The organism is Chryseobacterium sp. OSA05B, from assembly GCF_019970065.1.
Taxonomy (GTDB): Bacteria; Bacteroidota; Bacteroidia; order Flavobacteriales; family Weeksellaceae; genus Chryseobacterium.
The window spans coordinates 42,414-54,994 of the sequence record NZ_JAHXYH010000006.1; the positions used below are offsets into that span (position 1 = coordinate 42,414).

General features: G+C 37.9%; 13 protein-coding genes. 7 read left to right on the top strand and 6 right to left on the bottom strand.

The window, feature by feature from the left end; all coding sequences use genetic code 11:
* Positions 1-24 precede the first annotated feature (24 nt).
* The 7 genes from LC419_RS20010 to LC419_RS20040 are packed head-to-tail and all read left to right on the top strand — an operon-like array spanning position 25 to position 4,645.
* Complete coding sequence (locus tag LC419_RS20010) at positions 25-771, top strand: polysaccharide deacetylase family protein (protein WP_223609006.1); 747 nt, start codon at positions 25-27, stop codon at positions 769-771.
* Positions 772-773: 2 nt separating this feature from the next.
* Entirely contained in the window at positions 774-1,400 is a 627-nt protein-coding gene (locus LC419_RS20015) for an outer membrane lipoprotein carrier protein LolA (RefSeq protein ID WP_223609007.1), read from the top strand.
* Positions 1,366-2,007, top strand: a complete 642-nt coding sequence (locus tag LC419_RS20020; RefSeq protein ID WP_223609008.1) for a hypothetical protein — start codon at positions 1,366-1,368, stop codon at positions 2,005-2,007. Before LC419_RS20015 ends, LC419_RS20020 begins: the two co-directional genes overlap by 35 nt.
* A 1-nt stretch (position 2,008) precedes the next feature.
* Positions 2,009-2,611: an outer membrane beta-barrel protein gene (locus tag LC419_RS20025; protein ID WP_223609009.1), complete on the top strand. Its 603-nt coding sequence runs from the start codon at positions 2,009-2,011 to the stop codon at positions 2,609-2,611.
* A gap of 4 nt (positions 2,612-2,615) precedes the next feature.
* Positions 2,616-2,987, top strand: coding sequence for a 3-hydroxyacyl-ACP dehydratase (locus LC419_RS20030; protein ID WP_223609010.1), 372 nt, complete (start codon positions 2,616-2,618; stop codon positions 2,985-2,987).
* A 4-nt stretch (positions 2,988-2,991) separates the two neighbouring features.
* Entirely contained in the window at positions 2,992-3,468 is a 477-nt protein-coding gene (locus LC419_RS20035; RefSeq protein ID WP_223609011.1) for a hypothetical protein, read from the top strand.
* Positions 3,469-3,472: 4 nt separating this feature from the next.
* Positions 3,473-4,645 (top strand): DUF2062 domain-containing protein, encoded by a 1,173-nt coding sequence (locus LC419_RS20040; RefSeq protein WP_223609012.1) that lies wholly within the window; start codon positions 3,473-3,475, stop codon positions 4,643-4,645.
* A 110-nt stretch (positions 4,646-4,755) separates the two neighbouring features.
* Here the strand turns inward: LC419_RS20040 and LC419_RS20045 are convergent, their stop codons facing one another.
* The 6 genes from LC419_RS20045 to LC419_RS20070 form a co-directional block, all read right to left on the bottom strand.
* The gene (locus tag LC419_RS20045) at positions 4,756-7,416 is read right to left on the bottom strand and encodes a T9SS-dependent M36 family metallopeptidase (protein ID WP_223609013.1); all 2,661 of its coding nucleotides are present in this window, start codon (positions 7,414-7,416) and stop codon (positions 4,756-4,758) included.
* Between the two features lie 185 nt (positions 7,417-7,601).
* Positions 7,602-7,967, bottom strand: a complete 366-nt coding sequence (locus LC419_RS20050) for a DUF1648 domain-containing protein (protein WP_223609014.1) — start codon at positions 7,965-7,967, stop codon at positions 7,602-7,604.
* Positions 7,964-9,646, bottom strand: coding sequence for a C45 family peptidase (locus tag LC419_RS20055; RefSeq protein WP_223609015.1), 1,683 nt, complete (start codon positions 9,644-9,646; stop codon positions 7,964-7,966). The genes LC419_RS20050 and LC419_RS20055 overlap by 4 nt, the downstream gene beginning before the upstream one ends.
* Positions 9,633-11,168: an NAD(P)/FAD-dependent oxidoreductase gene (locus LC419_RS20060; RefSeq protein ID WP_223609016.1), complete on the bottom strand. Its 1,536-nt coding sequence runs from the start codon at positions 11,166-11,168 to the stop codon at positions 9,633-9,635. The genes LC419_RS20055 and LC419_RS20060 overlap by 14 nt, the downstream gene beginning before the upstream one ends.
* A gap of 155 nt (positions 11,169-11,323) precedes the next feature.
* Positions 11,324-12,208, bottom strand: coding sequence for a lipid A biosynthesis acyltransferase (locus LC419_RS20065; RefSeq protein WP_223609017.1), 885 nt, complete (start codon positions 12,206-12,208; stop codon positions 11,324-11,326).
* A gap of 118 nt (positions 12,209-12,326) precedes the next feature.
* A complete protein-coding gene (locus LC419_RS20070; RefSeq protein ID WP_034727052.1) occupies positions 12,327-12,581 on the bottom strand; it encodes an acyl carrier protein in 255 nt (84 codons plus the stop codon).

Genomic DNA, 12,581 nt, shown 5'->3' on the forward strand with positions numbered 1-12,581 from the left:
AATTACAATTCAAAATACCGGAAGATGAAGCACTATCCATTTATTCTATTTTATCTTTTCTGCAACGTATTTATTTACGCGTTTCATGGAAGTTTCTGGGTTTATCTGGCAGGTTTTCTGGCTTTTTCTTTCGTTGTGGTCTGGGGATCATTTGATATCACGCTGGGATATTTTGTGAACAGCATTACCCATAAAAGAACGAAAATCAATGAAGTTGCCCTGACTTTTGATGACGGACCCACTGAATTCACTCCGAAATTTTTAGATCTGCTTAAAGAACATCAGGTAAAAGCTACTTTTTTCTGTATCGGAAAACAGATCGAGAAATATCCGGAAACCTTTCAGCGGATAATTGCTGAAGGCCACACCATCGGAAATCACACGCTTTCACATTCAAACAATACAGGATTTCTGTCAACCTCAAAAATGGCAGAGGAGATTGAAAAATGTGACGAAATCATCTTAAAAACCGGTCATATTAAAACCGATTTGTACCGACCTCCTTTTGGTGTTACGAATCCGAATATCGCCAAAGCCATCAAAAGAACTCATAAAAAAAGCATCGGCTGGAATGTCCGTTCACTGGATACCATTACAGAAGATGAAAAGAAAATCTATAAAAAAGTAACCAAAGGCCTGAAGAAAGGAAGCATTATCCTTCTTCACGATACCTCTGAAAAGACGTATAAGGTATTGGTCGATTTATTGTTATTTTTGAAGGATAAAAAATATTCGACGTTTACAGTCGATTCAATTAACAAAATCAAATAAAAATGATTAAAAATATTGTTTTCGGAGCATTTATATTCATTTCAGGCTTCTTTTCAGCCCAGATGACCGCAATGTCCGGGGCAGAAGCCAAAGCATTTGTCACAAAAGTATCTTCCGAAACCCAGGAGATCAAAACACTTCAGAGCGATTTTACCCAGACCAAAAAGATGGATTTTCTGGATAAAAGCATTGTTACTTACGGAAAAATGTCTTTAAAATCGCCGAATATGCTGAGCTGGAAGTATACAAAACCTTATCAGTACAGCATTGTTTTTAAAGAAGGTAAAATTTTCATCAATGATCAGGGGAAAAAATCGTCTGTAGATGCCAAGAGTAAGACTTTTGAGAAGATCAATAAGCTTATCGTAGGAAGTTCAAACGGAAAAATGTTCAGCGATCCTGAATTTACAGTGTCCTATTATAAAAACGGAAATTTCAATGTGGCTAAATTCACCCCGAAATCTTCCCAATTGTTGAAATACATCAAACAGATCGAGCTTCATTTTCCCAAAAACCAATCTACGGTTTCACAGGTGAATATGACGGAAGCTTCGGGAGATACGACCAATATTGTATTCAAAAACACCAAGATCAATGCAGCGATTGCAGCTTCAGAGTTTAGTTTATAGTCTGGTTTTCCTGCTGTTTGTTTCGTGCAAAAGCTACCAACTGACAGATGCAAAACCGGTTCAGAGTTCTGAGAGAAAGGTCGAAAATTTATATTTTTCTTCCGGAGAAGATTATGTTTATAAATGTCAGATGGATATTTATAAAAATCATGTAAGCGGAATTCTAATTATTAAAAAGCTCAATGAAACAACGCATCGCGTGGCCATGACTTCAGATTTTGGAAATAAATTAATTGATTTTGAAATTTCTGAGAACGATTTTAAATTGAACTATGTCCTTCCGGATCTTGATAAAAAAATTGTCATTAATTTTTTAAAGAACGACTTCCGGGAGCTCCTGAAAAGAAAATTTCCAGTGAGTGAATCTTTCGAAAACGATCATTCTAAAATCTATCTTTCCAAAGCCGACAAAAGGGCTTACTATCTGTTTTTCAATAAGGAAAGCGGACTACTGAAGAACATCATTTACACCAAAAACAATAAGGAAAAAATCGATTTCAGTTTTGCAGCAAAAAAACATATCTTCGCAGATAGCCTAAGCCTGCAACATAAGGATTTTAAGATCAATATAAAACTATTTCAAATAACCGAAACCGAAAAAAATTAACATGAAAAAGCTTCTATTTTTAGTTGTCGCCTTACTGTCAGGACTGTCCTTTGCACAGGTGACTTTCAATCCGGGAATCAGAGCGGGTGCTAATTTCTCTCATTTCTCCAATAGTGAAGAGTTTAATTATTACTATCAGCAGGAATTCCCCAATGCGGCTACGCCTTATCTGGATTATAAAACCAAAACAGATTTTTATATCGGTTTTATAGGAAATATCCGTTTTGCAAAATTTTATGCTTTGCAGCCGGAGATCAATTATTCCAGACAGGGAGCGAAAATAAGCACGAATGTAAACAACTGGGACGGAAAAACGCTTTCCGTATCTTATCTCGGATTACAGCTGATCAATAAATTCTATTTCAACCAGTTTAATGTACATGTTGGACCAACTTTAGAATTTGTTGTAGATAAAAAGAATTTTGATCCTGAAAATGAGGTCGATTTGGGAATTACCGCCGGATTAGGATATGATATCACCAAAAATTTCGGTATCGAAGCCAGAGTGAAAAAAGGTTTTGTACCGGTGGACAGCTACAACAGGAATCACTCCAACGTTGTTTTCCAGACAGGGCTTTATTATACCTTTAACATGAAAAAATAATTGTATGCAAACTATTCTTACAGACTTTTACACTTTAGAATCCTTTGAAAAGGGAGACCATGGAAGTTTCACCGCAAACATTCATCTGAATAAAGATCATGATATTTTTAAAGGCCATTTTCCTGGCAATCCGGTGACGCCGGGAGTTTGTATGATGCAGATCGTAAAAGAGCTTACAGAAGAATTCACCAGTTCCAAATTATTTTTAAAAACAGCCTCGAATGTAAAATTCATGGCCATTATCAATCCTTTTGAGACGCCGGACCTGAAACTTCAGCTGGATATTACTGAAAATGAAGAAGATGTTAAAGTAAAGAATATCACTTCTTTTGGCGAGACTATTGCATTAAAAATGTCTGTAAGCTATAAAAAATAATTTCATGAAACTTCTCCTATCTCTCGTAACCGCTTTTATCCTTTTCTTCCAGACTGATCTTGAATCTTTAAGAAACAGCTATGCAAAGGCCAATCAGTCCAACGAAAATACCCAGGCGTTCATCAATCTTGCAGAAAAACAATCCGGTTCTGATGCCGTTACCACAGGCTACAAAGCCGCTGCACAGATCATGGAAGCGAAGATTGCTAAAAAGAACAGAAAAGCCCTTGTAAAAACCGGTGCGACTAGCCTGGAAAGCATTATCAAAAGTAATCCGAACAATATAGAATTACGCCTGATCAGACTGAGTGTTCAGGAAAATATTCCGAAAATAGTAGGATATAGAGGCAGTATCAAAGATGATAAAGCATTTCTTATCAGTAACTACAGCAAGCAGAACGCAACCCTGAAAAGCTATGTAAAAAAGTTTGCGATGCAGTCTAAATCCTTTACAGACGCAGATAGAGCCACTATAAAATAAAACAATGACCCTTCCAGAAGTACAAAATGCAGTGACCGAGAAAAAGATCTGTATTTTAATACCTACTTACAATAATGAAAAAACTCTGAAAAGAGTAATAGACGGTGTTTTGGATTACACCGAAAACATTATTACGGTTAATGACGGGTCTACCGACTCTACTCCACAGATTTTAGCAAACTATCCACAAATAACGGTTATTTCCCTGCCTGAGAACAAAGGCAAAGGAAACGGGCTTAAAATTGGCTTCAGAAAGGCCAAAGAGCTGGGTTATCATTACGCGATCACCATCGATTCTGATGGTCAGCATTATCCGGATGATATTCCTGTATTTGTAGAAGCACTCCTTCAGGAAAAACACGATGTGCTTCTGATCGGAAACCGCAATATGTCACAGGACGGAATTCCGAAAAAAAGCAGCTTTGGCAACAGGTTTTCCAATTTCTGGTTCTGGTTTGAGACCGGAATCAAGCTGGAAGATACCCAATCCGGCTACAGACTATATCCATTGTTAAAAATTCCGAAGAAATATTTTACGCCAAAATTTGAATTTGAGATCGAAATCATTGTAAGGACTGCCTGGAGACATGTTCCTGTAAAAAATGTACCGATCAAGGTTTTATACGACCCTGCAGAAAGGGTTTCTCATTTCAGACCGTTCAAAGATTTTACGCGGATCAGCATTCTGAATACGATTTTGGTGACGATCACGCTTCTATACATTATTCCGCGAAACTTCGTGAATAATTTCAAAAAAAAAAGCTTTAAAAGATTCATAAAGGAAGATGTTCTTGAAAGTAACGGCAGCAACCGTACAAAGGCATTTTCTATCGCTCTCGGCGTATTTATAGGGTTTTCTCCGTTCTGGGGATTCCACACGCTTCTTGTCATCTCGCTGTCTATTCTTTTCAAGCTGAATAAAGTTCTGGCTTTTGTGGCATCAAACGTAAGTCTTCCGCCATTTATTCCTTTTGTTATTGCTGCTTCGCTATTTTTAGGTTCTCCTTTTGTACACGGCGACAGTAATATTTTAAGCACTGAACTCAATTTTGAGCTGATTAAGAATAATCTACTTCAATATGTGATCGGGAGCGCTATTCTGGCCACATCTATGTCTGCCCTATCAGGTATTGCAACATTCCTTTTCCTGAATAAACTGAATCCGGAGAATGAGTAGGGAAATTTCAGATTTCAGACATTCTCAAACTCAGAAACACATCCAAAAAACAAAAAAGCCCTGAAGCAGAGCTCCAGGACTTTCCTCTCTATGTGGTTATTATTCTACTTTTATTTTGAAACAATAATTTTCTGGCTGTAATCAATGGTATTACCCTTGATCGTCACCATATAAGCTCCGTTCAGTAATTGACTTGCATTCACTGTAGTTTGCTTATTAAGATTGATTTTTTCTGAAGAAACCAATTTCCCGGTAAAATCATAAATTGAAACTGTAGTGATTCCTGAAAGATCCATTCCTGAAGGTGTTTTGATGGTAAATTCAGTTTTCACAGGATTCGGATAGATGGATATTCCTTTGGTGTTAGCAGCAGCTTCATTCACTGCCAATGCATTACATTCTGCAGGAACATCGAAATTTTCAACCTGGTCGCTCAAATCCGGAGCCGGCTGGTTGAATCCCTGCCAAACACCCGTCAATCCACCAGGAGCCGCATTGACACCAAGACCTCTTTTCGCAAATACTTTCCAGATCAGACATTTATCTGCTCCGTTAGTTTTAGCCTGATCCGCAGCTAAGATGGCGTCTCTTCCCTGTATAAAATTGGGGTTACACTGCTGTAACTTAAGAGCATCAACAACCAGTTGCAGTACTCTTGCGCTTCCACTGTTAGGATTAGCCAGTACATTACTGTTATAGCCGTATTTTTCTACATATTTCCAGTTAAGATCCCAAAGCATCGTTGCCCATACAAATCCTATACTGTGAACATCAGCTCTTGTAACAGGAAGAACTCCGCCAAGAATATCATTCACCTTCATCCCGTTAGTTCTTGCGTATGTAAAGTTATTAACAGCAAAATCAGGTGAATATTTAGCAGGTCTTATCCCTGGTCCATCTGTAGTCTGGCTGGCTGTAAAAGTAGCCATACCTCTAGGAATAGCAGCATTGTCTCCGGGTTTGTTGGTTAGCATTAAGGCAAAGAAATCAGACCATCCTTCTCCCATCTGCTCATTGGAAGTACCAAAATTCAGACAGTTGTTTCCTGTACCCGTCATACGGTTGGTAATTCCATGTCCATATTCGTGGGCCATAACTCCATTGTCTAAGCTTCCGTCTTTATAAACGTAATTTAATTTATCATATTTTAATGTTGCATTAATCGTTGCCCCACCAGTAATTTCAGCCGTCAAAAATTCTCCTTCCGTTTTTCCGATCATAATCGTAGGGATCGTAATCGTAGTGTCAGTCCCTCCTAAAGGTATTGGAGTATCACTGTTTGGATGATATTGTACAACTCCTATAGCACCGGCATTCTGCAAATTTTTGGTTTTAACTGCAAAACCACAAGTTGCTGCAGTTACTACTGCTATTTTACCCGTTAAGCTTCCCGCTGCTACAGCGGTACATGCATCTGCCGGTACAGAAAGCGCTAAATTTCCGGTTACAGGCGCATTTCCTTCAAGCCTTGGACCAAATTGTGCCGTCTTACTTATCGGTGTTCTTCCTGTATAAGTTGATGGTGAATTATAGAAAAGGTTCTGCATCTGCGTAGGCTCAAACAGATACATCTGCATTCTAGGTGCAGATCCGTCTGCCGGTGATTGGAAGTTTGCGTTATTATAGGCTCCACCGTCTCTGGCTTCTGCTAAAACAGCATCATTTCCTGTACCTCCAATGCCGAAGTTATTAGTTTGAAAGTTTCTTGCCGTCTCCGTGAATCCTAATTTATAAAATACATCATGCATTTTATTATTGACGTAAAATAAATTAGTTACAGCCGCAGAGGTATAGTTCTGTGGAGGAAGGGTCACATCCATTGGAAAATCAAAAGCTCTTGCTGCTCCGCCATCGGCAGAAAACTGAACTGTATTATTGTTATTTTCGTCGGTGTATGCGTAGGCATTATTCCCTCTTGTGTTGGTGTAATGATTGGTTCCATCCGAATGCCATCCTTCAGGAGAAGCGGTCAGATCCCAAGGGTTATTAAGCAGTGCTCTTGCCCCAAAAGAAGGTGCTTCCACAGGGAAAGGCAGGACATTATAAGAGGCATTGTCCGGAGCCAGAACAAAATTCTTGTTAAGGCTGTTATTTTCCTGCTTCATGTAAGCAGGAAGTACGGAAGGCTGATTATTCAGTTCTGACTGATGTAATTCGGTAGGAAGATGTTCGTGGTCACCGTCATGGAAATTACATGAAATAGTAAGATTTTCACGGTATAGAACTGAACCATCTTCTGTGCTGATCACCAAACTCCAAAGATTGCCACTTCCTTTCTCCTCTACATTGAACAAATATCCAAGGATAAGTTCTCCGCCTTTTGCGAAATAAACAAGCTTAGTTTTTATAGGCTCTTCTTTTCCTTCATTATTTTTAGCGGTAGTCAGTCCGTTCAATTGTTTTGCTGCTTGTGCTACCAGTACATCTTTTTGCGCACTTTGCTTACCTTTTACGCTGGAAGGATAGGTTTTAAGAAAAGTATCTGCAAAATTCAGTACTTTATTCTCTCTGATCAGTACATTCGCTGAACTTCCAAAGACAGGAACTCCATTAATGGTCTGCTGTATTCCTACAATGTCTCCGTTCAAACTTTTAGAAGGGTCAACATTCACAATTGTAAATGCTTTCAGTTCGGGATTTATTCTTTGAAATGTTTTTTCAGAATTAACGTAGTCTTTGATCACCTGCTCGTGTTTTTGAGCAGATATTGCGCCAAAACCAAAAAAAGAACAAAGCAATAAAAACTTAACACTTAGTCGAATTCTTTTCATATGATTACTTTTTAACGAAATATTAATTAAATTACTTCCCTAGTTAGTAGTAAAAATAACAAAATGTTACACGATTCACATCTTAACTTTAAAAATTAATTATCATATGAAGCAAAAAGTTCATTTCATATTCAATATGACTTATCCATTGATCCAAAAAATGAAATGGTAATGATTCTTCCTATTTATTTAAATACAACATGCGAAAAAGATAACGGACTCATAATCAAGGTTACAAATATGGCGAGAATGATTAAAACGAGCTGGTACTGATAATAGCTTTTTTCTTTATCTTCTTCTTTCACTTCAAAAGTAAATTTAATTTTGTCTGGTTTTCTGATTATTAGCCAGATAAAACCTAGAATAATAAGATTTAAGACGATGGGTGCAAAAAGAAACAGTTTACTACCGAATCCGTCATTCTTTCCTCCATACCCATGAATTGGGATAATATCCGGAATAGCGCTGTATCTGGTAAGCAAATAAGCGGTGTAACCGATAATGATGACGAAAGGAATACAGAACAGCAGTTTGATATGTTTAGGGATCATTTTAATTTTTTTAAAGTCTTCTTGAGATATTTCTCCACATTTTTCCGGTCCGGAACGGTAGTAATTTCTTTTGTCAGAGCTTTTTCAAAAGCTATTTTAGCATTTGAAAACTCTTTTTTACTGTAATAATATTGGCCGGACTGGTAATAGACCAACCAGAAATCAGGATTCAAAGACTGATAATGAGGAATGAAATCGTCTGTCAGGACTATATCTTTACTATCTGTCGCAGCACTTACCTCTTCGCTCATCATTTTATACATTTCATAGTTCTCAAATTCCTGAGAATCTACAAAAGGATCTCTCGCGATATTCAGTACTGTTTTTGCCTGTAAGCTTTCCGCTGCCTTTTTACCGGAAAAGATTTCATTGAGATCGTAGCATACGAATTCCCCCAGCTGATAAGGATTGGAAGAAACCCAGACAAGCCTTTTTTCAGGTGAAAATAAAACGGCGTGATGTGCCAGCAGCTGATTGATTGCCTTTTCATTTCCGTAGCCTATCTTCTGGCCTTTTAACCCTGATTGATCACGTAAAATAGCTGCCATTTTTTCAGGATTGAGCTTTTTCTTTTCCTCAAGAAGTTCCTGAAGCTTTTCGTAGCGGTATTCGGAATGACTTTCTACTATATGTTTCTGATTTCTTTTATCGTCTTTATAGGCTTCCGACTGAAAATGATTGGTACAAAAAACCCGGCTTGTATTTTCAACTTTGTAGACTCCGAAATTCTCAGGTGAAACTTCAATAATCACCGCATTTTTATCTTGAGCGCTTCCCACCAGAATAGATTCGGAGACGAATACTTTTCTTTTTTTTGCAATGGAAATCGCCTCGTCAATATTTTTCGCATACTGCAGAATTTCCCGTGTCACCAGAGAAATTGGAGTTTTTGCAGTCAGCGGGATTTTAGATTTCCCTGCATTGATTGTTACGCTGATCCCTTCTTTATTCATCCCTGAAACTACGCCTATCATTCCCGGCCAGCTGACGGACATATAGGGAATTCCGGTGTCCGGCTCTACAAATTCGATCAATTTATTTTTAGCAAAATCGTCTCCGACATAGAAATCAAAGTTTCTTCCGATCAGCAGCTGACCGTCTTCCGTATTTTCATTCCAGACCGCAATTGAGGTACATCCTACCATCGCCAGATCCTGCATGGCGTGGCCAATGTCGTGAGCACCGTGAAGATAGAGGTTACGAAGATATTTCGGAGCAATAAAATTGTATTGATCTGAGGAATACTGCGCCAGACCGTACAATTCAGCCTGATAATCTTCCCTTACATTCAGATACATTTTCCTGTTGTACCATTTTAAAAATCCACGAAGCAGTTTTTGTTTAAATTTTGAAGGAACAAAGCCTTCCACTTTGGAAAAAAAGATCTCTTCCTGCTGCTGCATCAGATTTTGAGTCAGAGCTCCGTTGTTATATCCCAGCTGTAAAGGATTTCCTTTGATATAAAGTTCCCAGAGCTGCTGTTTGTTTTTGGTTAAATAATTCTGATTAAAACTGAATGTAGAATCATTGATCTTATTGACTTTTGGAGTTTCCAAAGCATATCTGCTGATATCCGGAATATGATGAACCGATTTTGAAACGCCACACGACACAAGAGAAAGGATCAGGAAAAACTGAATTCCCCGGAATACTGCAGCGAGTCTGTTATTTGTTTTCATGGGTGTTGATCATTTGTTTCAGACGATCGTCTATCGTTTCTTTTCCGAGAATTTCCGCACAGGTATTGAATGCGCCTATCGTTACACCCAGAATTCCATGCATATTCACAGACTGTCCGGTAAGGAACAGGTTATCGGTCTTTGTGCGGGGCGAAACCATTGTTTTTAACGGGTTATCCGAATTTTTCATGTATCCGTACATATTTCCTTCAAAACTGCCTATATAGTCCCTATAAGACAGCGGCGATGAAGTATAGATGCTTTTTATGGAATGTCTCAGGTTTGGAATTTTATTTTCTAAGGCCGAGATCATTTTTTCCGCCTTTTCAAGCTTGAACTGTTCGTACTTTAATCCTCTTTCATGCTCTTCTGCAACGGTATTGATGGTTTTCTCCCAAGATTTAACCTCATCGAAATCCATATAAGAAATTGCGGTAAGGCTTTCCGCATAATCCGGATGATGCTTTGATTGTGTAGAGGAAAGCATATAGGTTTCCGGCCAGCTTTCTTTGCAGTAACGGAATGCATTCCACACCATTTCTTCCGATGAATAGTGGTAAATATTGTAATTAAAATTTGGGAAAGAATGCGGTTTTAATACCAGATAGACGCTGAAGCATGAGGAAACAGGCTCCCAGCTCATGACTCTGTTGGAAAAGGATTTTCTCAATCGGTCTTCCCCCATCAGTTTCATGGCAGAACGAATTTCTATGTTTGAAATGAATTTTTTCGCTGCATATTCCTTTCCATCCTTCGTTTTTACTGAAGACAGAACATTATTTTCATTAAAGATAAATTCCGAAACTTCGGAATGCTTGTGAACTTCGGCTCCATACTGGCGAAGTTTTTTAATCAGAAGTTTGGTAATCTGGCTTCCTCCTTTGACACATTTATAGGCACTCTGAATGTAGGAATTCACTGTAAGGGCATGAACGTAGAACGGTATATGTTCCGAATCACCGCCATATAAAAAATTGGACCCGAGCAATACGGCCTGCAGCTTTTTATCCTGAGTCACGGACTCTATGAATCTTTTGGTATTGAGGTGAAGAATTTCTTCATTATAACTGTCTTTTCCTATGACCTGATATCTCGGAAACTGTGCACAGACATACTGGATCTCTTCGCAATAGCTTTCCAGATTTTGTTTTTCGTTGGGGAAATATGCGGCGAGCTGTTCAACAAAGTTTTCATAGCCCTGCGCATGAGGATATTCTATGCTTTCTTCACCAAAAGAAATTCTATCGTAGCCATCTTCATTCATCTTATGAAGTTCCAGATCATCCATAATCTCAAGATAGGAAAAGAAACGGTGAAGATTCTGTCCTTTTGAAAGGCCTCCAAGGTAATGAACTCCGGTATCGAAGATCAGTTTGTCCCGCGAGAATGTCTGCAGATTTCCGCCATACTGGTTATTTTTTTCCAGGACACAGACTTTCAGACCTTCTTTCGCCAAAATTAGAGCCGAAACAAGACCTCCCAATCCGCTACCGATTACAAGTATGTCGTATTCTTTTTTCAAAAGGAGAAAAGATGTGTTTTTATTTCAAAAATTAAGAAATCCAGTGATTAAAAAAATAATAGATGAACCCGAATGAAAGGTTCAACGCTCCAATTTCTGAATTTATTTAACGATTTGAGTTTATTAATTAGTTTTCAGGGATAAAATTAGAAAAATTAATCAATATCATCCCAAAAATCGAAATAATTGAACCATTGAAGGGAATATTTTCTGATCATAGATTCCAGATTCTGGACATAAGAATTGAGAAGTCCCTGAGAATCACGGTTTTTAATATTTTGTGCTACCCTTGCGTACAAATGGTAATGAAGATTTTTTTCTTTCATTACATATACATAGACAACGGGAACGCCAAGACGGGAAGCAATAAGGAAAGGACCGGCCGGAAATTTAGCACTTTTTCCCAGCAGATCGGCTTCAAGATATTTTGAACCTTCGAAATAACGGTCTCCGGTAAAGCAGATCAGTTCATTATTTGACAAAGCCTGATTGATCTCAAAAATATGGGACATATCTTCTTTGACATAGATGAATTTGATATTGCTCTGTTTTACGGCAACGCTTTCAAGATATTCTTTAATGACCGTCACTTCCTGATCTGTAGTCACCAGATTGATCTGACAGTCGAAATCGATATCAGCAAAGAAATGTTCTGCAATTTCAAAGTTTCCAATGTGAGCACTGATAAGCACCCCGCCTTTTTTTTCGGCCAAAAGATTCTTAAGATTTTCTACACCATCAAATTCATAGGTGTATTTTTCCCTTAAACCGGCAGAAATTGCTGTTTTATCAATTAAAACTTTTCCAAAAGTAAAATAGCTTTTAAAGACACAGGCTTTTGATCTCCAGTAGCCGTAATTCAGTCTTTTCTGAAAATAATAAAAGATGTAGCGATTGCTCTTTTTTAAGAATAAAAAGTAATAGGAAGCTACGAAATAGAGTACAACATATGAACTCCGGATCCCGATATTTCTAATACACCAGACGAATATTTTATATCCCAGTATGGTTCCTTTAGATTTACCTTTCCACTTGTTCATATTTCAATTTACCAATTTATCAATATACCAGTGTAACAATATTTCTTCTGAAGTTATTGTTACACTGGTACATTGTTTTATCGTTACATTATTAAAAAGAATAAAGTTCAATCGATAGTTATGCGTTTTTTTCAGCGATCTTCTGCTCAATCGTAGTATAGAAATCGTCAAACGTGACCATTTTTTTAAAATCCGCCTCACCTAATTTCACTCCGAAATTAGATTCAATCACTACGACCATATCAATATAGTCCAGACTGTCCAGTCCAAGCGTCTTTTTCAGGTTGGCGTCATTACTGATCTCATCGCCGTCTACCTCGAATTCGTTTACTAAGAAATCATTAACGATGTCAACAATTTTTTCCCTTTCCAT

Excerpts from the sequence above, each read along its gene's own strand:
- LC419_RS20010 (WP_223609006.1), top strand. The coding sequence starts at position 25 with ATGAAGCACTATCCATTTATTCTATTTTATCTTTTCTGCAACGTATTT.
- LC419_RS20015 (WP_223609007.1), top strand. The coding sequence starts at position 774 with ATGATTAAAAATATTGTTTTCGGAGCATTTATATTCATTTCAGGCTTC.
- LC419_RS20020 (WP_223609008.1), top strand. The coding sequence starts at position 1,366 with ATGCAGCGATTGCAGCTTCAGAGTTTAGTTTATAGTCTGGTTTTCCTG.
- LC419_RS20025 (WP_223609009.1), top strand. The coding sequence starts at position 2,009 with ATGAAAAAGCTTCTATTTTTAGTTGTCGCCTTACTGTCAGGACTGTCC.
- LC419_RS20030 (WP_223609010.1), top strand. The coding sequence starts at position 2,616 with ATGCAAACTATTCTTACAGACTTTTACACTTTAGAATCCTTTGAAAAG.
- LC419_RS20035 (WP_223609011.1), top strand. The coding sequence starts at position 2,992 with ATGAAACTTCTCCTATCTCTCGTAACCGCTTTTATCCTTTTCTTCCAG.
- LC419_RS20040 (WP_223609012.1), top strand. The coding sequence starts at position 3,473 with ATGACCCTTCCAGAAGTACAAAATGCAGTGACCGAGAAAAAGATCTGT.
- LC419_RS20045 (WP_223609013.1), bottom strand. The coding sequence starts at position 7,416 with ATGAAAAGAATTCGACTAAGTGTTAAGTTTTTATTGCTTTGTTCTTTT.
- LC419_RS20050 (WP_223609014.1), bottom strand. The coding sequence starts at position 7,967 with ATGATCCCTAAACATATCAAACTGCTGTTCTGTATTCCTTTCGTCATC.
- LC419_RS20055 (WP_223609015.1), bottom strand. The coding sequence starts at position 9,646 with ATGAAAACAAATAACAGACTCGCTGCAGTATTCCGGGGAATTCAGTTT.
- LC419_RS20065 (WP_223609017.1), bottom strand. The coding sequence starts at position 12,208 with ATGAACAAGTGGAAAGGTAAATCTAAAGGAACCATACTGGGATATAAA.
- LC419_RS20070 (WP_034727052.1), bottom strand. The coding sequence starts at position 12,581 with ATGGAAAGGGAAAAAATTGTTGACATCGTTAATGATTTCTTAGTAAAC.